This is a genomic window from Methylococcus sp. ANG (assembly GCF_040730495.1).
GTDB lineage: Bacteria > Pseudomonadota > Gammaproteobacteria > Methylococcales > Methylococcaceae > Methylococcus.
On sequence record NZ_CP160399.1, the window covers coordinates 3,180,652 to 3,205,569 of the forward strand.

Annotated in this window: 27 protein-coding genes, 1 tRNA gene and 3 pseudogenes; 14 read left to right on the forward strand and 17 right to left on the reverse strand. The window is 59.8% G+C overall.

The features are described from left to right. Positions 1-15: 15 nt before the first annotated feature. Together ABZN20_RS15505 and ABZN20_RS15510 are read left to right on the forward strand one after the other, a co-directional pair. The gene (locus ABZN20_RS15505; protein ID WP_367025156.1) at positions 16-1,071 is read left to right on the forward strand and encodes a transposase; all 1,056 of its coding nucleotides are present in this window, start codon (positions 16-18) and stop codon (positions 1,069-1,071) included. Further along, positions 972-1,367, forward strand: a pseudogene (locus ABZN20_RS15510) (transposase); the annotation flags it as partial. The gene ABZN20_RS15505 and the pseudogene ABZN20_RS15510, both read left to right, overlap by 100 nt. Before the next feature lie 174 nt (positions 1,368-1,541). Here ABZN20_RS15510 and ABZN20_RS15515 read toward each other — a convergent pair. Together ABZN20_RS15515 and ABZN20_RS15520 are read right to left on the reverse strand one after the other, a co-directional pair. Beyond that, positions 1,542-2,516: an FAD-binding oxidoreductase gene (locus ABZN20_RS15515; protein ID WP_218807878.1), complete on the reverse strand. Its 975-nt coding sequence runs from the start codon at positions 2,514-2,516 to the stop codon at positions 1,542-1,544. A 25-nt stretch (positions 2,517-2,541) separates the two neighbouring features. Then, entirely contained in the window at positions 2,542-2,946 is a 405-nt protein-coding gene (locus ABZN20_RS15520; RefSeq protein WP_218807877.1) for a group I truncated hemoglobin, read from the reverse strand. A gap of 159 nt (positions 2,947-3,105) precedes the next feature. Between ABZN20_RS15520 and ABZN20_RS15525 the strand changes: the two genes are divergently transcribed. Further along, positions 3,106-3,534: an Rrf2 family transcriptional regulator gene (locus tag ABZN20_RS15525; RefSeq protein WP_218807876.1), complete on the forward strand. Its 429-nt coding sequence runs from the start codon at positions 3,106-3,108 to the stop codon at positions 3,532-3,534. 72 nt (positions 3,535-3,606) lie between these two features. After that, positions 3,607-3,683: transfer RNA gene (locus ABZN20_RS15530), tRNA-Met, on the forward strand. On the opposite strand, the gene ABZN20_RS15535 is transcribed toward ABZN20_RS15530, so the two are convergent. Next, the gene (locus tag ABZN20_RS15535) at positions 3,662-5,305 is read right to left on the reverse strand and encodes a recombinase family protein (protein WP_367025838.1); all 1,644 of its coding nucleotides are present in this window, start codon (positions 5,303-5,305) and stop codon (positions 3,662-3,664) included. The genes ABZN20_RS15530 and ABZN20_RS15535 overlap by 22 nt on opposite strands. Positions 5,306-5,632: 327 nt before the next feature. Continuing rightward, a complete protein-coding gene (locus ABZN20_RS15540; RefSeq protein ID WP_218807874.1) occupies positions 5,633-5,800 on the reverse strand; it encodes a hypothetical protein in 168 nt (55 codons plus the stop codon). A 154-nt stretch (positions 5,801-5,954) separates the two neighbouring features. Between ABZN20_RS15540 and ABZN20_RS15545 the strand changes: the two are divergent. The 3 genes and pseudogenes from ABZN20_RS15545 (at position 5,955) to ABZN20_RS15555 (ending at position 9,340) form a co-directional block, all read left to right on the forward strand. Further along, positions 5,955-7,387, forward strand: a pseudogene (locus tag ABZN20_RS15545) (IS1380 family transposase). 320 nt (positions 7,388-7,707) lie between these two features. Beyond that, complete coding sequence (locus ABZN20_RS15550; RefSeq protein WP_367025839.1) at positions 7,708-8,523, forward strand: Crp/Fnr family transcriptional regulator; 816 nt, start codon at positions 7,708-7,710, stop codon at positions 8,521-8,523. Between the two features lie 103 nt (positions 8,524-8,626). Continuing rightward, positions 8,627-9,340 carry a Crp/Fnr family transcriptional regulator gene (locus ABZN20_RS15555; protein ID WP_367025840.1) on the forward strand — a complete coding sequence of 238 codons (714 nt, stop codon included), beginning with the start codon at positions 8,627-8,629 and terminating at the stop codon, positions 9,338-9,340. A 346-nt stretch (positions 9,341-9,686) separates the two neighbouring features. Here ABZN20_RS15555 and ABZN20_RS15560 read toward each other — a convergent pair whose 3' ends face one another. Further along, positions 9,687-10,025 (reverse strand): hypothetical protein, encoded by a 339-nt coding sequence (locus ABZN20_RS15560; RefSeq protein ID WP_367025841.1) that lies wholly within the window; start codon positions 10,023-10,025, stop codon positions 9,687-9,689. A 221-nt stretch (positions 10,026-10,246) separates the two neighbouring features. Here ABZN20_RS15560 and ABZN20_RS15565 point away from each other — a divergent pair, with 221 nt between their 5' ends. The 7 genes and pseudogenes from ABZN20_RS15565 (at position 10,247) to ABZN20_RS15595 (ending at position 15,158) form a co-directional block, all read left to right on the forward strand. After that, entirely contained in the window at positions 10,247-11,329 is a 1,083-nt protein-coding gene (locus tag ABZN20_RS15565) for a M14 family metallopeptidase (protein ID WP_367025842.1), read from the forward strand. A 208-nt stretch (positions 11,330-11,537) separates the two neighbouring features. Further along, positions 11,538-13,076 carry an IS21 family transposase gene (gene istA / locus ABZN20_RS15570; protein WP_367025277.1) on the forward strand — a complete coding sequence of 513 codons (1,539 nt, stop codon included), beginning with the start codon at positions 11,538-11,540 and terminating at the stop codon, positions 13,074-13,076. A 26-nt stretch (positions 13,077-13,102) separates the two neighbouring features. After that, positions 13,103-13,858: an IS21-like element helper ATPase IstB gene (istB, locus tag ABZN20_RS15575; protein ID WP_367025276.1), complete on the forward strand. Its 756-nt coding sequence runs from the start codon at positions 13,103-13,105 to the stop codon at positions 13,856-13,858. Between the two features lie 83 nt (positions 13,859-13,941). Further along, positions 13,942-14,136 (forward strand): AtpZ/AtpI family protein, encoded by a 195-nt coding sequence (locus ABZN20_RS15580; RefSeq protein WP_423246448.1) that lies wholly within the window; start codon positions 13,942-13,944, stop codon positions 14,134-14,136. Between the two features lie 6 nt (positions 14,137-14,142). After that, positions 14,143-14,516: pseudogene (locus ABZN20_RS15585) on the forward strand (F0F1 ATP synthase subunit A); the annotation flags it as partial. A gap of 209 nt (positions 14,517-14,725) precedes the next feature. Continuing rightward, a complete protein-coding gene (locus ABZN20_RS15590) occupies positions 14,726-14,911 on the forward strand; it encodes a hypothetical protein (protein ID WP_367025844.1) in 186 nt (61 codons plus the stop codon). Beyond that, entirely contained in the window at positions 14,901-15,158 is a 258-nt protein-coding gene (locus tag ABZN20_RS15595; RefSeq protein WP_367027575.1) for a type II toxin-antitoxin system RelE/ParE family toxin, read from the forward strand. The genes ABZN20_RS15590 and ABZN20_RS15595 overlap by 11 nt, the downstream gene beginning before the upstream one ends. 193 nt (positions 15,159-15,351) lie before the next feature. On the opposite strand, the gene ABZN20_RS15600 is transcribed toward ABZN20_RS15595, so the two are convergent. The 12 genes from ABZN20_RS15600 to ABZN20_RS15655 all read right to left on the reverse strand — a co-directional run bounded on the left by ABZN20_RS15600 (position 15,352) and on the right by ABZN20_RS15655 (position 24,829). Further along, positions 15,352-16,785 (reverse strand): IS1380 family transposase, encoded by a 1,434-nt coding sequence (locus ABZN20_RS15600; protein WP_367025845.1) that lies wholly within the window; start codon positions 16,783-16,785, stop codon positions 15,352-15,354. Between the two features lie 456 nt (positions 16,786-17,241). Next, positions 17,242-17,730, reverse strand: a complete 489-nt coding sequence (locus ABZN20_RS15605; RefSeq protein WP_367025846.1) for a GIY-YIG nuclease family protein — start codon at positions 17,728-17,730, stop codon at positions 17,242-17,244. Between the two features lie 266 nt (positions 17,731-17,996). Then, positions 17,997-18,404: a GFA family protein gene (locus ABZN20_RS15610; protein WP_367025847.1), complete on the reverse strand. Its 408-nt coding sequence runs from the start codon at positions 18,402-18,404 to the stop codon at positions 17,997-17,999. A gap of 114 nt (positions 18,405-18,518) precedes the next feature. Continuing rightward, positions 18,519-18,908, reverse strand: coding sequence for a rhodanese-like domain-containing protein (locus ABZN20_RS15615; protein ID WP_367025848.1), 390 nt, complete (start codon positions 18,906-18,908; stop codon positions 18,519-18,521). A 110-nt stretch (positions 18,909-19,018) separates the two neighbouring features. Next, positions 19,019-19,366, reverse strand: a complete 348-nt coding sequence (locus ABZN20_RS15620; RefSeq protein ID WP_367025849.1) for an iron chaperone — start codon at positions 19,364-19,366, stop codon at positions 19,019-19,021. Positions 19,367-19,465: 99 nt separating this feature from the next. Then, entirely contained in the window at positions 19,466-19,792 is a 327-nt protein-coding gene (locus ABZN20_RS15625) for a hypothetical protein (RefSeq protein WP_367025850.1), read from the reverse strand. Positions 19,793-19,930: 138 nt separating this feature from the next. Then, the gene (locus tag ABZN20_RS15630) at positions 19,931-20,911 is read right to left on the reverse strand and encodes an NAD(P)-dependent alcohol dehydrogenase (protein WP_367025851.1); all 981 of its coding nucleotides are present in this window, start codon (positions 20,909-20,911) and stop codon (positions 19,931-19,933) included. Between the two features lie 139 nt (positions 20,912-21,050). Then, the gene (locus tag ABZN20_RS15635) at positions 21,051-21,839 is read right to left on the reverse strand and encodes an alpha/beta fold hydrolase (protein WP_367025852.1); all 789 of its coding nucleotides are present in this window, start codon (positions 21,837-21,839) and stop codon (positions 21,051-21,053) included. Between the two features lie 85 nt (positions 21,840-21,924). After that, the gene (locus ABZN20_RS15640; protein WP_367025853.1) at positions 21,925-22,359 is read right to left on the reverse strand and encodes a cupin domain-containing protein; all 435 of its coding nucleotides are present in this window, start codon (positions 22,357-22,359) and stop codon (positions 21,925-21,927) included. A 102-nt stretch (positions 22,360-22,461) separates the two neighbouring features. After that, on the reverse strand, positions 22,462-23,040 hold the full coding sequence (locus tag ABZN20_RS15645; protein ID WP_367025854.1) for a DUF2269 family protein: 579 nt from the start codon (positions 23,038-23,040) through the stop codon (positions 22,462-22,464). A 603-nt stretch (positions 23,041-23,643) separates the two neighbouring features. Next, entirely contained in the window at positions 23,644-24,282 is a 639-nt protein-coding gene (locus tag ABZN20_RS15650) for a DUF2380 domain-containing protein (protein ID WP_367025855.1), read from the reverse strand. Next, positions 24,221-24,829, reverse strand: a complete 609-nt coding sequence (locus ABZN20_RS15655; RefSeq protein ID WP_367025856.1) for a 2-hydroxychromene-2-carboxylate isomerase — start codon at positions 24,827-24,829, stop codon at positions 24,221-24,223. The genes ABZN20_RS15650 and ABZN20_RS15655 overlap by 62 nt, the downstream gene beginning before the upstream one ends. Between the last annotated feature and the right edge of the window lie 89 nt (positions 24,830-24,918).

Below are 24,918 nucleotides of genomic sequence, written 5' to 3' on the forward strand. Positions count from 1 at the left end.
ACAAGGTGAGACCCGATGAGCCGCTTCATCCCCGTCAATCGCCACCAGCAGTATCTGCTACCGCCCTCGGTTGACGAATGGCTGCCAGCCAACCACCTGGCACGGTTCCTCGTCGAGGTCATCGATCAGCTGGATTTAAGTCGACTGACGAGCCGCTACTCGGGGCGCGGGTCGGCGGCGCACCATCCGTCGGTACTACTGGCCCTGCTGGTTTATGGTTATGCCACCGGGGTGTTCTCCAGCCGCAAGATTGAGCGGGCCACCTACGATTCGGTGGCCTTCCGCTTTCTGTCGGCGGAAACCCATCCCGATCATGACACCCTGGCCCACTTTCGCAAGACCTTTCTGGGGGAGCTGGAGGACCTGTTCGTTCAGGTCTTGAGCCTGGCGCAGGCGATGAAGCTGGTGAGGCTCGGGCAGATTTCCCTGGACGGGACCAAGATTAAGGCCAACGCCTCCAAGCACAAGGCCTTGTCTCATGGCCACATCGAGAAGTTGGAAGCGCAGTTGCGGGAGGAGGTGCAGGCCTTGTTGCAGAAGGCGGCGGAGGCCGACGGGGCGGAGGAGCCGGACGGCATCGACCTGCCAGAGGAGTTGGCGCGGCGGCAGGATCGGCTGAAGGCCCTGGCGGAGGCGAAGGCCAAGATCGTGGAGCGGGTCGCGGAGCGCGATGCCCGGGCGCAGCAGGACTATGAAGCCAAGGTAGCCCGTCGCGAAGGCCAGCGGCAGGCGGGCAAGAAGCCACGTGGGCAGGAGCCGAAGCCGCCGGAAACCGGGCCGAAGGCCAGCGACCAGATCAATCTGACCGACGAGGAATCCCGCATCATGCCGAGCCACGCGGGTTTCCTCCAGGGCTATAACAGCCAGGCTGCGGTGGATGTGGAGACGATGTTGATCGTCGCCACCACCGTCAGTCAGCAGACCAACGACAAGCAGCAGGTCGAACCGATGCTGGCCGAGATCGAGAAGCTGCCGGAAGCCTGGGGAAGCCCGAAGCCCTGCTGGCCGACACGGGCTACTTCAGCGCCGGCAACGTGCACGCCTGCTGCGAACAGCAGATCGAACCGCTGATCGCGATGGGACGGGACAGCCATCACGTGCCGCTGGCGGAACGCCTGGCTCCGGATGCCCCGGAACCGGAAACCACCGATCCCGTGGAGAAGATGGCCTGGAAACTCAAAACGAAGGCAGGGAAGGCCCGCTACGCCAAGCGCAAATCCACGGTGGAGCCGGTGTTCGGCATCATCAAACAGGTCTTGGGATTCCGCCAGTTCTCTCTGCGCGGCTTGGAGGCAGTGGCCGGAGAATGGAAGCTGGTGGCGATGGCGTTCAATCTGAGGCGGATGCACGTGTTGGCGGCAGCGTGACAGGCTTCACGTAAAAACCAAGCGTTACACACCAATAGCGCCGCCATGGGGGAGGCGGGGCACATCTTGGTCTAGTTATCGACGCGAAACGCTGGTGACTACCCCGCCAATGCCCCCGAAAAATTCTCGATTCCAAGAATCCCGACCCGAGTAAATCCATAGTCCGACAGACTCCTAGGGCGCGGCGTTCACGTTGAAGGGATCGGCGTAGATATCCTTCATCGCGGCGCCCGCCAGGAAGGCGCGCTTTTTCGCGGCGCTCACCATCTCCGGATGGCCGCAGAGGAACAGCCGCTTGTCCTTGAAATCCGCGACCTCCCGGAAAGCTATCTCGTGGGCGCGTCCTCCCGCCAGGCCCGGCGCCGGTTCCTCACCGGAGACGCAGGGCACGTAGTCGAAATTCGAATGTTCCCTCGCCAGATCCCGCAGCTCGCCGGTCAGATAAAGGCCCGCGCGGTTCCGGCTGCCGTGGAACAAGCGGATCGGCCCGCTGTGTCCTCGATCCAGGGCGTCGCGCAGGATGCCGTACAGCGGGGCCAACCCGGAGCCGGTGCCTATCAGCACGATTTCCTGCGCCGGCCGGCCGGGAACGTAGAAACAGTCGCCGCTCGGACCCCGAATTTCCACGGTCTGGCCGGTGCGCAGTTCTTCGTGTATCCAGCCGCTGACTTTTCCTTGCGGCAGCCGCCGCACGTGCAGATGCAAATGCGCGTCCTGCTGCGGCACGCTGGCCAGGGAATAGCTGCGTCCGAGCGTGGGGTCGCGGAACAAATTGATGAACTGTCCGGCGCGGTATTCCAAGGGGGCGTGGCATTCAAGCGCCACGTGCATGATTTCGCCGTTGAGCGGTTCCAGCGCTGTGACGGTCGCCGGTACCGAACTCAGGACTTCGTGCGGGAGTGCCGCTTCGAGGTCCTCCGTGGGGTGGCAGACACAGGCGAGGAAATAGTTCTGGACCTTCAACGAATCTTTCAGTCCCCGCTGCGAGACCTCCGGCGGGACGCCGCGTACGGCTCGCATCAGGCAGGTCTGGCAGACCCCGCTCCGGCAGGAAAAAGGGACAGGCGCGCCGCGCTCGACGAGACAGTCCAGGACGGACTGGTCCTTGCCGAGGGGGTAGGTGTCTCTGCCGTATTTGATGTTCGTCATGGCAGCGCTCCTGTCGATTCCCCGGTTAGCGGCCGAGCACGTCGTTGCGCGTGCTCTCGGCGATCGCCGCCGCCTGCGCGATCAATTCGTCGGGCACGTTCAGCTCTTTCATGGTGGCGCCCAGGTGTTCCATGACGGCGTCGAAGTGGGAGTCGTTCAGGCCCTGCTGAACCAGGTGCGCGTGGCCGCGCCGCATGTCCATGCCGGTGTAATTGTGCGGCCCACCGAAAGCCATGGTCAGGAAGGCTTTCTGCTTGGCGGCCTGCTTCTCCATGTCGACCCCTTCGAAAAAGCGGTTGATGCGCGGGTCCGCCAGGACCTTGCGGTAGAAAATGTCCACGGCGGCATTCACCGCGGCTTCTCCCCCCAGTTTTGCGTAGAGCGAGGCATGGGATTCGGTCCACCAGTCGGCGAGTTTCTTTTCGGTCATGATCTTCTCCTAGTCGATTTATGCGAATGCGATGCACCGGAGTCGAGTACTGTTATAAGATGCATTGCAAATACAAATTTAGAGTCGATACAAGCTCGTGTCAAGTCCTTCTCCGAGAGCGTGTTATTCTATCGTCAGCAGCCAAAACAGGTATCAGCCATGCAACTGACCCAGTTCACGGATTTCTCGCTGCGGGTCCTGATCTATCTGGTGCGCCTGCCGGAGCCCGGCATGGCGACGATCCCGGAAATCGCCGAGTACTATCGGATTTCGCGGAATCACCTGGTGAAGGTGGTGAACACCCTGGCCAACGCCGGCCTGCTCGTGACGATGCGCGGCAAGGGCGGCGGACTGAGGCTTGCGCGTCCGGCTGATACCGTCACCATCGCCGAGGTGGTTCGCCTGACCGAGCCGAACATGAACCTGGTGGAATGTTTCGATCCGAAGGCCAGCCATTGCCGGATCGACCGGGGCTGTTTCCTCAAGGCCATCCTGTACGAAGCGCGGAAAGATTTCCTGGCCGCGCTCGAACGCCACACGCTGGCCGATGCGGCTCGCATGGGCTTTGGACCGGAAGGCAAGACCTAGGCGTTAGGGGGCGAGGATCGACAAACAGGGCTTGCAAGTCTGAAAATTGCTGTTACAATTCCTTTTCTCAATCGCGGGGTGGAGCAGTCCGGTAGCTCGTCGGGCTCATAACCCGAAGGTCGTAGGTTCAAATCCTGCCCCCGCTACCAGACCTAGAAGTAAGGCCGGACGCCTGTTGCAGGTATCCGGCTCTTATCTCAGCCTCAAGATAGTCTCCCTTCTCCGCCGGCCGCACCAGGATTTCATCCCCTACCAGGCCTCGGAGGCATTCGCGCGCTTGATCCGTGTCTTCGGCCAGCGCCGTTTCCAGCTTCTCGACCATTTCCGTGTAGATGTCCGCGGCGCGCGGGAGGAATTCCGGCAGCCGGTTTGGCTGCAGGGTTTCCAGGCTATCGAGTTCTTGGCTCAGACTGAGCTTTCTTGCTTCGGCCGCCTCAATGGCTGATTGCAGGGCAGGGGAGAACGTTCCCGCCGCGATCGCCGCAACCAGGATGCCAATCTTCGTTTCCACGTCCGCCACTTCCCGCCGCAGCCGGTCTGCGCTGGGCGCCGTCTGGGCCGCGGCTTCGTTCAAGAGGCGCCGGGTTTCGCGGGTGAACAGGTCCAAGGCATCGGGGGAGCCGAGGTCGTGTTTGATGCCTTCGAGCAGCCGGCTTTCGACGAGGGTGCGTTTGACCGAAATGGCGTTGCCACACACCGCCGGCCCGCGGTATTTGTGGGCCGAGCAGCCGTAACGATTGTTGCCGACGGTCACGAACGGTGCGCCACAGACTGAGCACTTGAGCAGCCCGGAAAACAGGTGGCGCAAGGGCGCGCCGGTCCTGGCGCTGTCGTGTAGCGCTTGGCGCACGGCTGTGCTGCGGACGGTTTGCAGCGTCAAACGGGCTTCGACACGGTCCCACAGGCCTTGCGGCACGATCCGGAGCTCGGGGAGTTCGGTTTCGATCCATTCATCCCGGGGGCGGTCTCGACGCACGCGCTTGCCTCGATCCGGGTCTTTGATCCACGCCGATTTGTTCCAGAGGTAGCGGCCGACGTAGAGCGGATTCCGGAGGATGCCGGTGGTTTTGCCGGGGCTGCCGTAAATGGCGGAGCTGGCCCAGGTGCTGCCCCGCGGCGATGGAACGCCCTGGCGGTTGAGTTCGGCGGCGATCCAGCCGGGGGATTTCCCATTCGCATAGCGCTCGAAGATCCACCGCACCCACCTGGCTTGGTCGGGGTCGATCTCCCGCCGCACGGCGACCACCGCCGGCCGGCCCAGCGCGTCCAGGCGGGTGGGGTCTTCGATCGGGATGTGGCGATAGCCGTAGCATCGGCCGCCCGCGTTGTTGCCTCGGCGGGCTTGGCCTTCGAGTCCGCGATGGGTCTTCTCGCGGAGGTCGTCCAGGTAGACCTCGTTGAGCAGGTTGCGGACGTCCCGGTGCACTTTGCGGGATTTGGATCGGGAGTCGTAGCCGTCGGAGACGCCGACGATGACGATGCCCCAGGGTTCGAGCCGGCGTATGGTCCGCTCGGCTTCGACCTGGTCGCGGCTGAGGCGGGAGAGGTCATCGACCAGCAGAACGCGGAAGCGGCCGGCTTCGGCGTCGGTCAACAGCGCCCGGTAGCCGGGCCGCTCCGAGGTTGCCCCGGAAATGGCCCGGTCTTCGTAGCTGGCTACCAGGGTCCAGCCTTCCGTTTCCGCGCGGCGCCGGCAGTTGCGCGCTTGGTCCTCGATGGAGGCTTCGCGCTGGCGGTCGGAGCTGTAGCGGCAGTAGAGGGTGGCGAGCATGGGCGGACGTCACGGCCTGGATTGGCGCAGGTAATTTTTCACGGCAAGTTCGGCCAGCAGTTTAACCAATGCAATATGCTCGTGCCGCATCGGTCAACTGAATATTGCCACCCGCCCAATACGGCGTTTCTTAGACACTCCTGACTTTTCAGACAGCTTCCTACTCACAAGCAGCAGGAATGTGAGCGGCCCTAAAGTTCAAGCCCATGTCCCTGCTGCAGATGAAGTCGCCGACAGTCGCTACAGACGAGATCACAACGAGGGCATTGCGGCGAATGAACGCTTACCAGGTCATTGCTACATATGGAACCTTATCGCACCCGATACTTACCCAGTAATCGCGGGTTGCCGAAAGAGACGATCGAATAGATCAACCAAAGCAGCCACGATTCTTTCGATTGTATCGACAACCACATTCACTGCGGTGGTGATTGCATTGCCGATGGCATTTCCCAGCCGACTGAGGGCGTTACCGATATCATTAAACAGGCTCATAACTTTATCTCCGGTTCAAAAAAATTAAAACTAAAGGGAAGCTCAATACCCGTCATGGCGAACTCCCTGAATCCGTGCTCCCACCCTCTAAATAATTCATAACATATTGAATCCATTGTATAATTAGCCCATTTTCGATGTCACCCATTTGATCATGCCGCGCTTTGAAGTCAAGCAATCCAGCAAGCTGCAACTGACCTCGTATTCCGGCCTGGCGCTGATTGGCCAGTGCTGCCAGGCGGCGCAGGTGGAGGCGGTCATTGATCCGAAGATTCCGGGGTCGCAAGGCATGCGCACCTCGGACATCGTCAAGAGCGTGGTCGGGTTGTTGAGTCTGGGCAAGAGCGACTTCGAAGCCATCGAGCCGTTTCGGGAGGACCGCTTCTTCAAGGAGTCGCTGGGGCTGACGAAGGTGCCCGGAGCCGTGTGGCTGCGCCAGCGTCTGAATGCCAAGGCGGAAGCCTCCGCGATCTGGCCGATGAGCTTTCCCTGAGGCTGCTGGAGCGAACCGAGGCGCCGATCACGCCGCACAAGGGCTATGTCTGCTGCGACATCGATACCTTCGCCATGGACAATAGTGGCACGAAGAAGGAAGCGGTGTCGCGCACCTATCAGGGCTTCGACGGTTACCCGCCGATTGCCGCCTATCTCGGCAACGAAGGCTGGAACACCGGGCTGGAACTGAGGCCAGGGTCCCGCCACTCGGCGTTCGAGACGCACGACTTCTACGAGCGGCTGTTTCCGCGCATCGAACGCCTGGTCAAACCGGATCAGCCCGTGCTGCTGCGCGAGGACAGCGGTTTCGACGGCGCACAGCTCCTGTTCGCCAAGGCCGCGGAGCGAGACCGGCAAGCCGCGCTGGGGCGAAGCCTCGACTTCATCTGCAAGTGGAACCCCCGCAAGCAGGACAAGGCGGCCTGGGTGGCGCGCGCCGAGGACGCGGGCGCCTTTGCCGAGACTCGCCCCGGTAAGCGCGAGGCCCTCCTGTCGCTGGACATCGAGCGCGCCTGGCACAAGGAGAAGCGCTCCTTCCGCCTGGTCGCCAGGGTCGTCGAGCGCACCATCGACAAGAAGGGCCAACACCTGCTGGCCCCGGAGGTCGAACTGGAAGGCTGGTGGACGACGCTCTCCTGTTCCGCCGAGGAAGTGATCGAACTCTACCAGCACCACGGCATGCATGAGCAGTTCCACTCCGAGTTGTTCGGCTCCGCCGAATCCTTCGCTTCGCTCAGGACCGCCACTGCGTGGCGTCCTGCGCCCTTCGGGCTTGTCAAGACCGACCTCGACCTGGAACGGCTGCCCTCGGGCAAGTTCGACACCCACGACGTGATCCTGCATCTGGCGGCCTTCGCCTACAACTGCCTGCGTCTCTTGGGACAGATCGGCCTGACTGGCGAGATTGCGCCGATCCGTCATCCGGCCAAGCGCCGCCGCATCCGGACCGTGCTGCAGGAGATCAGGTACCGGGCGGCGAAGTTCGTCGCCCATGCCCGCCGGCTGATCCTCGATTTCGGCCGTGGCGTGGCGGCAAACGTAGCCGTGTTCGTGATGCTTCAGAATCGGCTGTGGGCGGCGGCGTCCGGATGACGGGAAATGCCTGCCGCACGCCTCGAATCCCTGATTCCGGAACCCCGGAAGGGACAGTCTCGCGCAGGGAGCGGAAAATGAGCTGACGATAAGCGCACGCCAAGCAGATTGGCCCCGAAACCCCGGTCGAATGTTCCCCGGATCGCCGGTAGCGAGGGCAAATCCCAAGGGAGAGCGCTCGAAATTCATGCGTTCAGGCCCGATGGGAAGGTGTAAGCCGAGGGGAACACGGATTCAGGGCACACACAGAGATTTGTATTATTTTCCCAGGGATCTCCCAGTTGACCACATTCTCGAACTGTTCGATTTGGAGTTCTTTTATGCCGAAGGATGCTCATAGCCCTCGCCAGAACCATCTTCTCGACACTCTGCCCGCCGCCGAATACGAGCGCCTTTTCCCCCATCTGGAACTGGTCCCGATGCCGCTCGGCGAAGTCCTTTACGAGTCGGGGGACGAGTTGCTTCACGCCTATTTCCCCACGACCTGCATCGTATCGATGCTTTATCTCATGGAGAATGGCGCGTCGTCCGAAATCGCCGTGGTCGGTAACGAGGGCATCGTCGGTGTCGCCCTCTTCATGGGTGGCGGCACCATGCCGAATCGGGCCATCGTGCAGAGCGCGGGCGACGCCTATCGGCTGCGGGGGGGGCTACTGATGCAGGAATTCAATCGCTACGGGGTGCTACACCATTTGTTGCTGCGTTATACCCAGGCGCTGATTACGCAGATGGCCCAAACCGCGGTCTGCAATCGGCATCATTCCGTGGACCAGCAACTCTGTCGCTGGCTGCTGCTAAGCCTGGACCGGCTACCCGGAAACGAGTTGACCATGACTCAGGAATTGATCGCCAACATGCTGGGCGTGCGGCGCGAGGGCGTCAGCGAGGCCGCAGGGAAATTGCAGCGAGCCGGATTGATTGATTACCGCCGCGGCCACATCGCGGTGCTGGACCGGCCGGCATTGGAAGCGCGGGTCTGCGAGTGCTACCGAGTGGTCAAAACGGAATTCGATCGCCTGCTCCCCCCCCGGCGTGGCCCATTGATATCGCGCATTCGAGCGCTACGCTACCGTGACGGATATACGTGCGCTAACGTGCAGACGACGGAAAGCTTCCGCGGTAATTTGCTTTTCTGATGCGTGGAGCCATGCTCCCTAGCCACCTCCGACATCGGGATTACATCGCCATCGATCCTGGTGTCGCCTGTTGGGTTTCCGGAAACGTCGCAGGAGAACACCCGTGCCGTCCACCCAAGCCGCTCCCGCTACCAATCGTCTGCTGGCTGCCCTGCCTCGCCCGGATCGCGAACAGTTGCTCGCACATTGCGAACCCATCGAGCTCATTTTTGCCGAGGTGCTTTACCACGCCGGAGAACTCATTCCGCACGTTTACTTCCCGACCGGAAGCTTCGTTTCCCTGGTGGCGCCCATCGGTGGCAGCGCAAACTTGGAAGTGGGGATGGTCGGTAACGAGGGCATGTTGGGGATCCCCCTCCTGCTGGGGGTCGATGTTTCGCAATTTCAGGCCTTGGTCCAAGGGGCGGGTCCCGCGCTCCGCATGAACGCCGCGCCGTTTCGCCGTGAACTCGAACAGAGCCTGGCACTGCGACGGGGGCTGAACCGCTACCTCTATGTGCGGATGAACCAACTCGCGCAGACAGCCGCCTGTAACCGCTTCCATGTGGTGGAGGCGCGCCTCGCCCGCTGGCTGTTGATGACTCAGGACCGGGCGCACTTGGACCACTTCCATGTCACCCACGTATTCCTGGCCTATATGTTGGGTGTACGCCGCGTCGGCATCACCAAGGCAGCGAATTCGCTACAGCAGAAAAAGCTCATCCGCTACCGCCGCGGGAATATTACGGTGCTCGACCGGGTCGGCCTGGAAGCCGCTTCTTGCGGGTGTTATCGGGCCGATAAAGACATCTACGAGCGTATCCTGGGAACAGGGTAAATGAAGGAACCTAGCTTATGTGGCATGCCCCCCCGTGGCGCCGTCGCGGGGGGTGCCGGCACTCCGCAATCGCAGCAACCGCTTGCGGAGCTCGAGGAACTCAAGCGGGCACTCACAGCGGTGGCCCCGGTTTTTTGGACAGAATTTTCCCGAGCTTAAGTGGGCTTCTGCGGTTTAGGCTGCCTTCTGGATTGGCAGCGGATTAAAGTACACGCTATCGGGATTCAGAAACTGGCTCATAGCGATCCCCTCCAGTCAAAAATCGGGGCCGGCGTACCCCGCACGCGATGCTGTCTGTCAAGACCTGATTGTAATACGGGGTTTACCGGATCGAACAATAAATGGATCAGCCGAACTGGAAATAATCCAGCAGCGTATAGGCGGACGCGCTCCCTGCCAGAGCCAGCAAGGTCTGAACCCAATCCTGGCGGGTGAATGGCGCGAAGGCTCCTTTATCCAACCGTTTCGCATCCTCGATGATCGCTTGGAGTTCCGCAACGAGGGTGGTGTTGTTTTCCGGTGGCGAGGCCCTGGCTCTGGCGAGGGCGGTCTCGAGATATTCCAGTCCATGGGCGCGGCTCGCCTCCGCCGCCCACGACAGCCGCAGGGGATAGGAGACGATGATCACCACGCAAACCCCGTAAAGCACCAACAGCGGCCAGGGAAATGACCAGCCGTCGAACACGCGACTGTGGGCAAAGGTAATGAGCTCTTCTATGCCACGGAGGAGCGTATTCGTGAGCTCCAAGCAGCAGGTTATTCGATAGCGGTTGGCGAGAATGTCTCGGCATTGGGCCGCGAACGCCAGGCGGAAGTGGGGAAAGGCGACCGGTTCAAGGGCGGCCGGATCACTCCTCGCGGACTAGGCGAAAAAGCCCCCAGTGAAGCCAAAGGAGGGGCGGCTCTATGAGCTTCTTGAACGTTGTCGAGATCGAGTCTGCGCTGATGGGCCTCGCCTCGGCCTATCCGAACATCTCCAAACTTCTCACGTTACCCTATTTCACCGCCGAGGGCCGTCAAAGTCATGCGCTCGTCGTCGGTACCGGGACCTCGTGTCCGAAAACGGGCGTGCTTGTCATCAGTGGTGCGCATGCGCGCGAGTGGGGTGGCCCCGACATCTGCATCGATTTCGCTGCGGATTTACTCGAGGCCTATACCCTGGGCACAGGGCTCGTCTACGGGGGGACATCTTATTCCGCCGGTGAGATCAAATCGATCGTCGAGCGGCTTGACGTGATTGTCTTTCCGGATGTCAATCCCGCCGGTCGACACTATAGCCAGAATTCCTATGCCATGTGGCGGAAGAACCGAAACCCCGCCAGCAGCGGTGGCCAGGCGAGCAGGATCGGCGTCGACCCCAATCGGAACTACGATTTTCTATGGGACTTCAATACCGCATTCGCCCCAGGCGCTCAGGCTGGCGGGACATTGGCGTCGGCGGATCCGGCCAGCGATATTTTTCACGGGACGGCGCCTTTCTCCGAGGCCGAGACGAAAAACGTCCGCTGGTTGTTCGATCAGTTTCCCCATATTGGCTGGTTCATGGATATCCACTCGTATGGGGGCGACATTCTGCATTCATGGGGCGACTATGCGAACCAGGTGACGGCTACGGAGAAGAACTTCACCAATCCGGCCTGGAACGGGCAGAGAGGGCTGTCGGGAGATGCCTATGGTGAATTCATAGGGGCCTGCGACCTCGCCAAGTTTGCGGACGTCGGTAACGCCGTGAGTGCCGCCATTACGGGGGTCCGCGGTGAAACCTATGCGGTCGCCCAGTCATTTTTTCTTCCGAGCTGGGGCGCGCCATATCCGACCTCCGGGGCGAGCGACGACTGGGCGTTCAGCCGTTATTTCTCCGATCCGAGCCGCAAAAAGGTCGCCGCCTACACGATGGAATTCAATCGGGTGCATTCGTTCTTTCCGACATGGGCCGAGATGGAGTCGATCATTCTCGATGTCGATGCTGCGTATTCCGGCCCAACGTGACCGCCGATTCCGTTTGATCGTGACCGCCCATGCCGGGTGAACGTGACCGGCGATTCCGTTTGATCGTGACCGATTTTGGCCTTCCGGCCGGAATCGGTGGTCACGATGCCGGAAATCGCGGTCACGTTCCCGGAATCACCTCAGCCGCGCTGGAATTTCTCAACCCCAACAGGCATAGAGCCGCCCTTTTACTTTCGAAGGGGGCGACATGCCGGCAAAGAGGAGTTCCATGCGACACATCACCGAGATTCTGCGCCTCAAGCACGAGGCGAAGCTCAGCCACGAGAAGATCGCCCGGGCGCTGGGCGTCTCCAAGGGCGTGGTCAGCAAGTACGTGAGCCTCGCCCAGGCGAAGGGCGTTGCTTGGCCGCTGCCCGGGGCGATGGACGAGGCGGCCCTGGAGCGGTTGCTGTTCCCCGCCCCCACGGCCCCGGCGCGCTTCGTGGAGCCGGACCTGCCGCGCCTTCACCACGAGCTCAAGCGCAAGGGGGTGACCCTGCAGCTGCTGTGGGCCGAGTACGTGGCGACCCACGGCGAGGCCGCTTACCGTTACAGCCAGTTCTGCCACCGTTACCGGCTCTGGCAGGGCCAGCAGCGGCGCAGCATGCGCCAGGTTCACCACGCCGGCGAGAAGCTCTTTCTCGACTACTGCGGCCCCACCGTTCCGGTGATCGACCCCGCCACCGGCGAGCTGCGCCAGGCGCAGGTGTTCGTCGCCGTGCTCGGCGCCTCCAGCTACACCTACGCCGAGGCCACCTGGACCCAGGCGCTGCCGGACTGGATCGCCTCCCATCAGCGCGCCCTGCGCTACTTCGGCGGCACCCCCGCGCTGTGGGTGCCGGACAACCTGCGCGCGGCGGTGAGCCAGCCCTGCCGCTACGCCCCCGAGCCCAACGCCACCTACGCCGAGCTGGCCCGCCACTACGGCGCCGCCATCCTGCCGGCGCGCCCTTACCAGCCGAAGGACAAGGCCAAGGTGGAGGTGGCCGTGCAAGTCGTGGAACGGTGGATTCTGGCCCGGCTGCGCCATCGCACCTTCCACTCCCTGGCGGCCCTCAACCAGGCCATACACGAGCTGCTGGAGTCACTCAACGGCCGCCCCTTCCAGCGCCAGCCCGACAGCCGCCGCGACCTGTTCGAGTCCCTCGACCGGCCGGCCCTCAAACCCCTGCCGCTGGTGCCTTACGAGTACGCCGAGTGGAAACAGGTCAAGCCCGGCATCGACTACCACGTCGAGTTCGGCGGTCGCCTCTACAGCGTGCCCCATGCGCTGGTCGGCCAGGTGCTGGAGCTGCGCGCCACCGCCACCAGCATCGAGGTGCTGCACCGGGGACACCGCGTCGCCGCGCACCCGCGCCAGGGCGCCGGCCGCTTCTCCACCCTCCCCGAGCACATGCCCAAGTCCCACCGCGAGCACCGCCAGTGGTCACCGGGGCGCTTCATGAACTGGGCCAAAGACATCGGCGTAGCGACGCTGCACGTGGTCGAACACCAGCTCAACAACCGGCCCCATCCCGAGCACGGCTACCGCGCCTGCCTGGGCCTGCTCAATCTCGCTCGGCGCTACAGCCGAGCGCGGCTGGAGGCGGCCTGTGCGCGGGCCTTGGCCATCCAATCACCGTCCTATCGCTCCGTCAGCTCCATCCTCGACAAGGGGCTCGACCGCCAGCCGCATGAGGCCCATGACGAGACCGCCGCGGCGCTGCCGGCCCACGGCAACGTGCGCGGTCCCGACTACTACAACTGAAACCCGTTACAACAGGAGACAAAACCATGCTCACCCAGCAAACCCTGGACAAGCTCCACACCCTGCGCCTCACCGGCATGCGCGAGGCCTTCGAACAACAGCTCGAACAGCCCGCCACCCACGATCTCTCCTTCGACGAGCGCTTCGCGCTGCTCGTCGACCGGGAGCTGCTCTACCGCGACAACCGCCGCCTCAGCCGTTTGCTCAAGGACGCCAAGCTGCGCCTTGCCGCCTGCATCGAGGATATCGACTATCGCCACCCCCGCGGCCTGCATCGTCCCCCAATGGCCGCGCTCGCCGAAGGCTCTTGGCTGCGCGCCCATCACAATCTCTGCCTCACCGGCCCCACCGGCACCGGCAAGACCTATCTCGCCTGCGCCCTCGGCAATCAGGCCTGCCGCCAGGGACTAGCCGTCCGTTACCTGCGCCTGCCTCGGCTGCTCGAACAGCTCGCCGTCGCCCGCGGCGACGGCTCCTATTCCCGGCTCATGAACCAGCTCGCCCGCACCGACCTGCTCATCCTCGACGACTGGGGCATCCAGCCGCTCACCGCCTCTCAGCGCAACGACCTCATGGAGTTGATCGAAGACCGCCACGGCCTGCGCTCCACCCTCATCGCCAGCCAGCTGCCGGTCGAGCACTGGCACGACTACCTCGGCGAGCCCACCCTCGCCGATGCCATCCTCGACCGCCTCCTGCACAACGCCCACCGGCTACCCCTGACCGGCGAGTCGATGCGCAAAACCACCGCCGGCTTGACCCAACGTGACCGGTCCAAGTAAAAAACCAACCTCCAGCGCGGCATGAGATCCCCGGCGGTCACGATCACCGGAATCAACGGTCACGTTCGCCGGAATGCGCAGTACTGGCGCAGACGGCCTATCTCGGCACGCTGGGGCTGGTGTTCGTGCTGCCGCTGGTGGCGGGGGCGTATCTAGGGCGATGGCTGGATCAGCACAGCGCGGGCTATTCGATCCGCTGGACGCTGAGCCTGTTGTTCCTCGGGCTGGTCGTTGGGGCCTGGAACGCCTGGCAGCTGATCAAACGGCATGAGGATTGAGCAGGGATGGAGCAAATCGACTTTTTCGCCAGAGTCCTCGGCCACGTCGGGCCGGTGGCGATCAGCGACAGTTTCCTCACTTCCTTGCTGGTGACGGGCTTGCTCGCGGCGGTTTCGGCAATCCTGACCCGGCACAGGACGGCGTTGCCGGACCGCGTCCAGGTGGTCCTGGAAGGCATCGTGTCGGCTTGCGAGAACGCGGTGCGCGACGTGATCCCGACCGCTTACCGCGAGGTGACGCCGTTCATCATGAGCCTGTGGCTGTTCCTGGCAACCGCCAACCTGATCAGCCTCGTCCCCGGCTTCGACTCGCCGACGCGCGATCTGTCGGTGACCTCCGCGCTGGCGGTGCTGGTCTTCTTCACGTGCACTGGTGCGGTGGCGCCCTGACCTTCCTGACCAAGGCGCTGAGGTATGGTCGGGGAACTGCGCGAAGATGCGCCGAAGGAGGCTAAGAATAAGCGCGGGCCGGTGTCAACGCTGGAGAAGCAAACCGAGCAGATCAGTCAATTACCACGGGCCAGGCACAAGTTTGGGATGGAAATGCTGGATACCCGGATTCAAGCAAGCGTCGTGAGGAGTGATCATCATGCAAACCGTTAAGCAGATCGTCCACGATATCGCCGACCGCCTGCCGGAGCAGGCGACCTTCAACGATGCCATGTATGCCCTCTATGTGCGCCAGAAACTGGAGCGCTCGCTCCAGGCGGCGGAAGCAGGCAAGGTGACCTCGCAAGAGGAGATGGAAAAGCGATTCCTGAGTGATGCGCGTTGAATGGTCGGATTTTGCGCGCAACGATCTCGATGATCTGTTGCGCTACATCGGCCGCGACTCGGCGCTTTATGCCCGGCGCTCCGGCCAAAAGGTGGTACTTGCCACCCGGCGGCTGAGGGAGCTTCCGGAAAGCGGGCGGATGATTCCGGAGGCCGAGGACAAATCACGGCGCGAGATCATCGTGCAACGCTATCGCGTGATCCTGAATCCGTGTTCCCCTCGGCTTACACCTTCCCATCGGGCCTGAACGCATGAATTTCGAGCGCTCTCCCTTGGGATTTGCCCTCGCTACCGGCGATCCGGGGAACATTCGACCGGGGTTTCGGGGCCAATCTGCTTGGCGTGCGCTTATCGTCAGCTCATTTTCCGCTCCCTGCGCGAGACTGTCCCTTCCGGGGTTCCGGAATCAGGGATTCGAGGCGTGCGGCAGGCATTTCCCGTCATCCGGACGCCGCCGCCCACAGCCGATTCTGAAGCATCACGAACACGGCTACGTTTGCCGCCACGCCACGGCCGAAATCGAGGATCAGCCGGCGGGCATGGGCGACGAACTTCGCCGCCCGGTACCTGATCTCCTGCAGCACGGTCCGGATGCGGCGGCGCTTGGCCGGATGACGGATCGGCGCAATCTCGCCAGTCAGGCCGATCTGTCCCAAGAGACGCAGGCAGTTGTAGGCGAAGGCCGCCAGATGCAGGATCACGTCGTGGGTGTCGAACTTGCCCGAGGGCAGCCGTTCCAGGTCGAGGTCGGTCTTGACAAGCCCGAAGGGCGCAGGACGCCACGCAGTGGCGGTCCTGAGCGAAGCGAAGGATTCGGCGGAGCCGAACAACTCGGAGTGGAACTGCTCATGCATGCCGTGGTGCTGGTAGAGTTCGATCACTTCCTCGGCGGAACAGGAGAGCGTCGTCCACCAGCCTTCCAGTTCGACCTCCGGGGCCAGCAGGTGTTGGCCCTTCTTGTCGATGGTGCGCTCGACGACCCTGGCGACCAGGCGGAAGGAGCGCTTCTCCTTGTGCCAGGCGCGCTCGATGTCCAGCGACAGGAGGGCCTCGCGCTTACCGGGGCGAGTCTCGGCAAAGGCGCCCGCGTCCTCGGCGCGCGCCACCCAGGCCGCCTTGTCCTGCTTGCGGGGGTTCCACTTGCAGATGAAGTCGAGGCTTCGCCCCAGCGCGGCTTGCCGGTCTCGCTCCGCGGCCTTGGCGAACAGGAGCTGTGCGCCGTCGAAACCGCTGTCCTCGCGCAGCAGCACGGGCTGATCCGGTTTGACCAGGCGTTCGATGCGCGGAAACAGCCGCTCGTAGAAGTAGTGCGTCTCGAACGCCGAGTGGCGGGACCCTGGCCTCAGTTCCAGCCCGGTGTTCCAGCCTTCGTTGCCGAGATAGGCGGCAATCGGCGTGTAACCGTCGAAGCCCTGATAGGTGCGCGACACCGCTTCCTTCTTCGTGCCACTATTGTCCATGGCGAAGGTATCGATGTCGCAGCAGACATAGCCCTTGTGCGGCGTGATCGGCGCCTCGGTTCGCTCCAGCAGCCTCAGGGAAAGCTCATCGGCCAGATCGCGGATGGCTTCCGCCTTGGCATTCAGACGCTGGCGCAGCCACACGGCTCCGGGCACCTTCGTCAGCCCCAGCGACTCCTTGAAGAAGCGGTCCTCCCGAAACGGCTCGATGGCTTCGAAGTCGCTCTTGCCCAGACTCAACAACCCGACCACGCTCTTGACGATGTCCGAGGTGCGCATGCCTTGCGACACCGGAATCTTCGGATCAATGACCGCCTCCACCTGCGCCGCCTGGCAGCACTGGCCAATCAGCGCCAGGCCGGAATACGAGGTCAGTTGCAGCTTGCTGGATTGCTTGACTTCAAAGCGCGGCATGATCAAATGGGTGACATCGAAAATGGGCTAATTATACAATGGATTCAATATGTTATGAATTATTTAGAGGGTGGGAGCACGGATTCAGGTTCTTGTGTAGATTTCGTTGGATGATACCAAACAGTAGCGCACGCCATTATCAAGCTCGCCATGCCCATAATAAGTGCGAGTCTATAGAATCGCATTCCGCCCTCAAAAACCACGATTGCTCCAGCTTGGAAGAGTGAAATACAGCTTCCACGTTTTCATTTTTTCTTTGCCTAACGCCAGGCATCAGGCGCGGCAGACAGCGGGAGCGACGTAGGAGCGGACGCTGTTTGCCGTCGCCTGCATGCCCTTGTTCGGCGAGGGGCTCCCACCATCTCAGCGGGATCGAAAGCCCCTGGTCCACAACCTTGTATGGTGGATCTCTCAGCCATGCTGTCCGGCGGAAGTGATACCCGTGAATTTGGATGGTTAGAATGTTACGTTTAATTCGGGCTTGCTGCCTTTAAAAAATCCTCTGTAGATGATAAACGACTCCAAAAGCCTTGCCGCTTCAAATGGATGAACTCGTATGGCTTCAACAAAGAAGGCTCCAGATCTGAGGATTTGCTTTGCTTCATCACTGCACCAACCCTGATACATCTCGATAAGATCAAAATTGGGAAAACTACATTTTTCTCCAAAAGAGAATCCTCGTCCAATATGCCTTAAAAACCTTGTATAGATATCATTTGAGATCCCAACATATAGGATAACATCGTCATCTTTTGAATAATAGAGATATATTCCCTCAACTCTACCGTCTTGATTTCCAAGCTCCTGCGACAAAGCCTTGTATTCGAGATGAAAGTTACACGCATCAATGGGGCTCTTATACCGTGAGAGACTTATAGGACCGATTAATTCTTGGTTTGTTTCCACGAATGATATGAGCGATTTGAGTGCTTCCTTTATGTCCAAAGATAGTCCTCCTTTAAATCCTAACGCTAGCGTGGCCCGGCCCTGTCCGACGGCCGGGGGCTCCCCTGCCTGACCTCCCCGCCACGGCCCCCTGGATGGTCTCGCCTGGAGGGAATCGTCCTGGCTTGGTGTGGAGTCTGCTGTCCGGTCAGTCCGTGCCTAGCCTTGGGGGCTTGGTCTCCCGCCGTAGACGCCGAACGTTTAAGGTAACGGGCGCCCCGAAAGCGCAGCTTTTGGGGCGTCCCTGTTGACCGCAATGTTAGGCCTCATGGCATAAATCCAGGCGGCCACGTGTCGTGTTGCGGGAGCGAATCAGTTATGTCGTACCAAGGCGCCTTGGACCCGACAAAAATGTGTTCGCGCGGACGGGTGCCCGGATCACCGTCAATGGTCCCCATGACCACTTCCCCGACCGACCCTGCATGTGCACTGGCTAGTGGCGATCCGCACTTACGGCAGAAGTACCTTGTCCTTCCAGGTGAGGACTCATAGTGCTGGACAAAGTCCTCACCAGACACCCACCGAAATTGATCTGGTTTGATGATGCCCCATGTTGCGAATGCAGCGCCATGAGATTTCCTGCAAATTGAGCAGTGACAATTACCTGCGAAGTCTAGTGAACCTGTGACTTCATATTTGACAGTTCCACAAAGGCAGCTTCCCTTTAGAGACATGTGTACCTCCAAGTACGTGGTTGAGGGCTAACGTTCGCCATAACCGGCGTGCAAAAGCAGAGCGAAGCGGCGCTTTTGCACGTCCGAGTTGATGGCGTTGTTATGCGACATTGCTTACTCGCAGCCACAGGCGGCCGATTTGGCACCACCCGCACATTCTGTTTTGTGTCCGTCCCTTTTCCACCAATCCAGACCACCGATGAGTTCCTTGACGCGGAAACCTAGCCTCGACATGTTTAGGGCACCCTTGGTTGAGGCATTGCACCCGATACCATCGCAGTAGGTAACCACCAAAGCTGTTTTGTCGAGATGTTTCGTTGTTTCTTCGTTCATTCTTCGATGAGGAATGTTGATGGCGCCCGGGATATGTTCTTTCTGATACGCCTCCGATGAGCGAGCATCAATAACAAAAATATTCTCGCCCGATTCCAGGGCTACTTTTAGATCCCATGAGTCGGTCTCGAAGGCGAGTTTGGATTCATAGTGTTTCATCTGTTCATTCATGGCTCAGCAACCTCAGCCTGTTGTCGCATAACGTAAAGTTGAGGGGCGCCGCGCTTTTGCGGCGTCCCTCTCGAACGCCATGTTAGGCAACCACTTGGCGATAGACGAATTCATTTGTTCTCATACTCCCGATTCAATGCGACTGCCACTCGCCCGATGAGATCAATAGGTAACGGTTGATTCAGTGGGAAGGACAGATTGCCTTTTTCGCCTCGGTACGGCACAAGCTCCTTAACGAGCGCGGCGTCCTCGGTAACTGGCGGGTAGATTCCGATGTGCTTCTTGAACGCTGCGAAATAGAAGAATACTCGCTTGGCTCTGAACGCGGGCATGTTGTAACTGATGCAGCGCGAGGCATCGGGTAGCAACTTTTCGACCCTTGTCTGGATGGATACCAGCAGAGGCCTTACTTCGGGCGCGATACTCTCGAAATATTCTTCATGCGATGAAAACGCCATTATCTTCTCCTGGGATGCCTAACGTAATAAGTAAGGGGCTGCGCGCTTTTGCGCAGTCCCGCTTGACTGCCGGGTTGGGCGGTTTTGACAACAACATGCCTAGTGTTGGAAGGGGCCAATGCGCCATAAGTAGGCGTAAGCAAGAACGAGCACGATCACAGGTACTACGAGGCCGAGAAAGAACGCACTGAAACGACTGCGCAATGACAATAATAAAACCCCTGTATTCAGCAGACCGGTGACGACAAACGCGATTGGAAAAAGAACGAGCGCAAGCACCATACCTCGACCACCGATTGAGGGGCCTTCCCCGGTGGCAGTGCTCAAAACCACCCAAAAGGCAACAACAAGAAAGGTGAGCGGCGCAAGAATACCAAAGAGTGCCTTCTTGCCCTTGGACAGCATGGTTCTTTCAGCACCTTGCATTGATTTCTCCACGATTCATTCTTCCTTTGCTGCCCAACGTAAAGTTGAGGGGCGCGCCGCTTTTGGCGCGTCCCTCTCGAACGCCATGTTGGACAATGCCCTCTCAGATGGTCGCATACGTGATCGGTGCTCCTGGGTTCAATCGTCATGCTCCAGAGTTATGACGACATTTCCCTTCTTGCGTCCGGTGTCGACGTAGCGGTGAGCCTCGGCGATCTGCTCGAACGGATAGCGCCGATCGATGACCGGTTTGAATTCTCCCGCCTCAGCCAGACCCGCGAGAAAACGCAAATCTTCAACGCGCACGGCGGCTGGCCCAGCGATGACTTTCTTGCTACTCGTCATCGACACCCATGGAGCTTGAAGCATGTCTGGCAGCCCGGCTAAAACCATAAGAAGGCGTCCTCCTTCCCTCAACGAAGCCTTGCTACAGGAAAACGGAGCCGTGCCTACGGTATCGACAATGACATCATAGGTTTCGCCATTCTGCGTGAAGTTTTCCTGGGTGTAGTCGATAACATGACTGGCACCCAGCGATATCACCAGTTCCACGTTCGCGGTACTGCACACCCCGGTGACAATTGCCCCGAAGTGTTTGGCAAGCTGCACCGCAGCTGTGCCTACCGCCCCGGAAGCACCATTGACGAGCACTCTTTCCCCGCTCTTAAGTTTTCCTCTTCTGAGGAAATCCAACGCCGTTGTTCCGCCAAAAGACAGTGCTGCGGCTTCATCGTAGGTCAGATTGGGCGGTTTTAATGCCACCGCCCCGTCTTCAGGCATGCATTTGTACTCCGCATGACAACCCATGGAGGCATCGCTGAACGCAAAAACGAGGTCACCGACCTTGAATTTGCTTACGTCTTTGCCGACCGATTCAACTACCCCGGCCAGCTCAGTTCCTAGTACGGGTTGCCTTGGCCTTGAGACTCCAAATACCAAACGCATGATGAGCCCGAAGCCGGCAGGCACATTGAGACTTCGCACCCTCCAGTCCCCGGATGTTACCGTTGTCGCATGTGTTTTTATCAGGACTTCATTGTTCTTGGGCGTGGGCTTTTCGACCTCCTTCAATTGAAGAACCTCGGGCGGCCCATATCTTTCATACACAATTGCTTTCATACGTTATCGCCCTCGAAGGTCACTTTGATCCGCAGTCTTTCGCGTTGTCCAACGCCCCGCTTCAGCCGCGGGCTTGCCGCAGCGCAAGCGGAGGCAGGACCGTCGGCTGGAAGCGATTGTTAGGCGCTGCAAGCATGAATCAAGCTACAAACCTCTCGATAGCCATTGCCATCTCGTCGGGTACTTCATACATTGGAAAGTGGCTACGCGCTTCTAGCTTCGAGACTTGGAACCAGGGATGCGAAGCACCGAATGACCTCTGTGCGGCCAGGTATCCCGGGTCTTCTGGCTGGGCGTACAGATGTAACGCGGGCACGGGAGGCTCTTGGCTGGCCAGTGCCTGGAGGGGGCTCTCGGCCTTCGCATATGCCTGGCTGATCTCGCGGCCTGCGCGAGCCCACATATCAAAGGGGTATGAACCCATATCCTCGCGTACATAGTGGGTCAAGCCAGTAATATCCGGTCCCTGAAGCCACATGGAGAAGAGTTGTTCACGCGTTTGCTGCCACTGTGCAGAATCCTGAAGCGATTGCAGCGCCCCAAGAAATGGTGGCGGCGCTTCGAGAACGATCCAGTCGAGCAGGACGAGCTTCGGGATACGCGCACCCAGCCTGCGGCGCAACTCGACGGCGACCCAGCCCGCGTGGGACAGCGCGACCGGCACCACCAACTCCGCTTGGCTCGTATCGATGACGGCAAGCGCATCGTCAGCCAAGTCACTGGCGCCGAAATCGCCAGTGGGTCTCGCCGAGCTTCCATGCCCGCGCCAGTCGATGGTAAGTGTGCGCCTCCGTTGGGCGCAGCGCTCGGCGAGTTCGTCAAAGACCCTGCGACTACCACACCAGCCGGGCAGGAAGAGGAGTGCCGGCTCTCCCTGGCCGTGGTCGTCGTAGCTGATTCGTATCCCGTGCGACTGAACTTCTGGCATTACTCTCCTCAGTTTGCACCTAACGTTCCGGTTCAGCGGCGGCGGGACGCCGTCCGCTGCAACCGGCAGTTGGGCATTGGCGCTCTCACTTGGCCAGATACATGCCGTAATTTTCAACGTTCTGGACGACCTTCTGAACGACCTGATCTGCCACCGACTTGTGCTCCGCGTCTTGCTCGGCCGCCGGAATGCCGAAATCTCTGAAGAATCGTTCAAATCCTTTCGGCCGCCAGCCTGTGATCCAGACCACATCCTCTTCCGTGTTGTTGACGAAGGTATGCGTGGTGTTGGGTTGCAAATCCAAGAAACTGCCGGCCCCACAACGCTGCCATTCGCCGTTGATCATGACGTCCAGGGTGCCCTTAACGATGAGAAAGAACTCGTTCTCGCTCTTGTGGAAATGCGGCGGCGGACCCGGTACGTGTGGTGGTGATGTGACCTCGATCATGCCGTAGGACACATCGGTATCGAGTGGCCGAATCCTATGCCCAAGCACCCAAAGCAAGTTGCTCGTATCCATTGCTGTTACTCCTTTCGTTCTGACTGCGATGCCCAACGCAAAGCTCAGCCGCGTAGCGTTAGCGGAGTCGGCTGGAGCGCGTGGTTAGGACGGCATAGTGGCTCATTGGTTTGTCGCCCATGGATAAAGACGGGGAATGAAAATTGTTAGGGCGGTGGCAAGAGCCAGGGCGACCAAGGCGCCAAAAATAAACAACTCCCAATTGTTGGGCTTAAGCGCACCCAATGTGACGATCAAAAACAACATCGGCAAATCGAGGAAGTGAGTAAAAGTTGGCACATTCTCGGCGCGCGCTTTCGCCAACTCGGGCGTAAATGCGCCGACCTGCAAAGCCTCTTGGGTCAAACGGCGCAGACGCATGAAGTAGAGGCGCGTAACGGTATTACCCTCGATAAATTCGAAAACAAACAGGAAGACCATGCCCGCAAGCCATGGCGTGGAAACAAAATTCCAGCCACCGAAGAACTCAGCAATCAACCAAGTGCCAGAGACGAGGAGAATAATCGCGCCCGGAACCACAACGCCGTCGTAAAACACTGCAATGTTGCGCACGGATTCGGAAAAGCGCACAATTTCACATGACTGACGGGACCGCAAATCAGTCAACCACACGCCGATCAGTCCTCCGCCGATTAAGATAGCGCCAATGATGTGTGCGAGTTTAAGTAAATCGTAAGTCATGGTCTTGAGCCCTAACGCAGAGTTAAGCCGCCGCTTTGGGCGGCACTGGGCAATGATGGTTCAATCACTCTGAAAATCAAGTGCCGCCCAAAGCGGTCGGCTTGAACGACGGGTTAGGATACATAGCGGCTCCACCACGACGTCATTGATTGCGCGCGACGCGGGCGCGCAAGTGCGGACACTGCGTGACCTGGGAGCGCGGAGTGCGGCGCAGCGCGTAAGCGTTGCGCATGGTGGCGCGCGGGTTGAGTTCGGAGGAAGGAGCCGCGGCGGTGCTTCTGATTTTGTCTGTGGCGCGACGCCACGGGGTCAAGATTCCGGGTCGCCGCAACGTTGGTGCCTGTCGACGTCGCCACCAACATCCGACCCGGACCCGCTTTTGCTTTTCACCGGGTCCTATCCTAACGACTAAGCTAAGCGGCGCGCCGGGCACTGCGCTCAAGCGAAACCCCGAAGCTGAAATTGCAACAAACCTCCAAACGGCCAACGCCCCGGCGCGTCCCTCTTGAGCGCCATGTTAGGCTGGAAAACTGCCCGTAACAAGGCGCCCGGATTGACCGACCCCAGCAACCCGTCGCTTGGAGCGAAACGGAGAGCGGCGGGTTAGAGCGATGTATTAGGGTTTTTAGCTATTTGAAGACGTATAGTTTCGTCTATTTGCTCTACGAGACGCTCAACACCTTTCGGTGTTATCTTCTTTTGCTGGCCCTTGACCTCGACCGTGTAATCGCCAACAAGCCGTTTAGTTTTCGTATTTATCAAATGGGCTTTGAAGTAGACAAACAAAAAGCTTGCCTTATGAATGCGCCCAACAATTATCCAGTCAGCGTCGAAATTCTGGCCAAGTTCTGCAGCGACATCGTGGTGATCGAAAAGATAACCAAACCCCGCGTCTGCCTTGTCTTGAGTTTCTAAGTCAATGTCAACGATTTTATAGCCGCCTTTTGCTTCTAAAGCCTTTTGTAACAACGGCTTAATCGATGCTGTACGCTCTACTTCTTCAGGGTTAACAGGATTAGGAGTCAAATTGAGCGTTAGATCATTAAGCTCAAAGTCCAAAACAGCGACGCGTGCATCACCCGCGAGAGTGGTAATGGGTGACAGAAATAACAATTGAACCGCCACAAGGCACGGAAGAAACAAGCGCATAGAATTCTCCATTGTAAGGTGTGAAAAAGCCTCAAGAGGCATGTTTGCATACTTGGGTCTGAAACCAATCCATCGCATCTTCAAGCCGGTCATTGCCCCAGAACATCTCCCCGTCCACGATAAACATGGGGGTTCCGAAGATTCCCAATTCCCCGGCTTTTTCTGTTTGTTTTCGGAGCTTGTCCTTATTCTCCGTGTTTTGAGCAAAGGCAAGGTAGTCAGCTCCGCAGACTCCTAGCCCGTTCAGTTTCTCCTGAATAATCGCTGGATCGGAAATATCCAAATCCTCGGCAAAATTGGCGCGAAACATCGTTTTTACGAACTCGGGAAGCCACGGTTCGGACTCGGCCGAACACGCCACCCGCCCAGGCAACACGCTATTGCGCGGGTACACCGAGGGCCGGCGGAACGGAAGTCGGTATTTCTCGCATAAACGTTCCATGTCTCTCCACATGTAGCGCCCTTTTGCGGGATAGAGATTGAAGGGCGAATCGTTCCACCCTTGCGCCTGAAAAATAGGGCCTAGCAAAAAGGCTTTCCAACAAAGCGAAATACCCCGTGCCTGAGCAAGCACCTCGATTCTAAATGCTGACAGATAGGCGTAGGGACTGGCAAAGTCAAACCATAATTCCAAGGACATGGAAAACTCCCATTCTTCTACGTGGCCTAACGTTCGCCATAACCGGCAGCCAAAAGCAGAGCGGAGCGGCGCTTTTGGCTGTCCGAGTT

What these genes read in the sequence shown, in the direction of transcription:
- ABZN20_RS15505 (WP_367025156.1), top strand. Translation starts at nt 16, where the DNA reads ATGAGCCGCTTCATCCCCGTCAATCGCCACCAGCAGTATCTGCTACCG.
- ABZN20_RS15515 (WP_218807878.1), bottom strand. Translation starts at nt 2,516, where the DNA reads ATGACGAACATCAAATACGGCAGAGACACCTACCCCCTCGGCAAGGAC.
- ABZN20_RS15520 (WP_218807877.1), bottom strand. Translation starts at nt 2,946, where the DNA reads ATGACCGAAAAGAAACTCGCCGACTGGTGGACCGAATCCCATGCCTCG.
- ABZN20_RS15525 (WP_218807876.1), top strand. Translation starts at nt 3,106, where the DNA reads ATGCAACTGACCCAGTTCACGGATTTCTCGCTGCGGGTCCTGATCTAT.
- ABZN20_RS15535 (WP_367025838.1), bottom strand. Translation starts at nt 5,305, where the DNA reads ATGCTCGCCACCCTCTACTGCCGCTACAGCTCCGACCGCCAGCGCGAA.
- ABZN20_RS15540 (WP_218807874.1), bottom strand. Translation starts at nt 5,800, where the DNA reads ATGAGCCTGTTTAATGATATCGGTAACGCCCTCAGTCGGCTGGGAAAT.
- ABZN20_RS15550 (WP_367025839.1), top strand. Translation starts at nt 7,708, where the DNA reads ATGCCGAAGGATGCTCATAGCCCTCGCCAGAACCATCTTCTCGACACT.
- ABZN20_RS15565 (WP_367025842.1), top strand. Translation starts at nt 10,247, where the DNA reads ATGAGCTTCTTGAACGTTGTCGAGATCGAGTCTGCGCTGATGGGCCTC.
- istA (WP_367025277.1), top strand. Translation starts at nt 11,538, where the DNA reads ATGCCGGCAAAGAGGAGTTCCATGCGACACATCACCGAGATTCTGCGC.
- istB (WP_367025276.1), top strand. Translation starts at nt 13,103, where the DNA reads ATGCTCACCCAGCAAACCCTGGACAAGCTCCACACCCTGCGCCTCACC.
- ABZN20_RS15590 (WP_367025844.1), top strand. Translation starts at nt 14,726, where the DNA reads ATGCAAACCGTTAAGCAGATCGTCCACGATATCGCCGACCGCCTGCCG.
- ABZN20_RS15595 (WP_367027575.1), top strand. Translation starts at nt 14,901, where the DNA reads ATGCGCGTTGAATGGTCGGATTTTGCGCGCAACGATCTCGATGATCTG.
- ABZN20_RS15600 (WP_367025845.1), bottom strand. Translation starts at nt 16,785, where the DNA reads ATGCCGCGCTTTGAAGTCAAGCAATCCAGCAAGCTGCAACTGACCTCG.
- ABZN20_RS15610 (WP_367025847.1), bottom strand. Translation starts at nt 18,404, where the DNA reads ATGTCTCTAAAGGGAAGCTGCCTTTGTGGAACTGTCAAATATGAAGTC.
- ABZN20_RS15615 (WP_367025848.1), bottom strand. Translation starts at nt 18,908, where the DNA reads ATGAATGAACAGATGAAACACTATGAATCCAAACTCGCCTTCGAGACC.
- ABZN20_RS15620 (WP_367025849.1), bottom strand. Translation starts at nt 19,366, where the DNA reads ATGGCGTTTTCATCGCATGAAGAATATTTCGAGAGTATCGCGCCCGAA.
- ABZN20_RS15625 (WP_367025850.1), bottom strand. Translation starts at nt 19,792, where the DNA reads ATGCAAGGTGCTGAAAGAACCATGCTGTCCAAGGGCAAGAAGGCACTC.
- ABZN20_RS15630 (WP_367025851.1), bottom strand. Translation starts at nt 20,911, where the DNA reads ATGAAAGCAATTGTGTATGAAAGATATGGGCCGCCCGAGGTTCTTCAA.
- ABZN20_RS15635 (WP_367025852.1), bottom strand. Translation starts at nt 21,839, where the DNA reads ATGCCAGAAGTTCAGTCGCACGGGATACGAATCAGCTACGACGACCAC.
- ABZN20_RS15640 (WP_367025853.1), bottom strand. Translation starts at nt 22,359, where the DNA reads ATGGATACGAGCAACTTGCTTTGGGTGCTTGGGCATAGGATTCGGCCA.
- ABZN20_RS15645 (WP_367025854.1), bottom strand. Translation starts at nt 23,040, where the DNA reads ATGACTTACGATTTACTTAAACTCGCACACATCATTGGCGCTATCTTA.
- ABZN20_RS15650 (WP_367025855.1), bottom strand. Translation starts at nt 24,282, where the DNA reads ATGACCGGCTTGAAGATGCGATGGATTGGTTTCAGACCCAAGTATGCA.
- ABZN20_RS15655 (WP_367025856.1), bottom strand. Translation starts at nt 24,829, where the DNA reads ATGTCCTTGGAATTATGGTTTGACTTTGCCAGTCCCTACGCCTATCTG.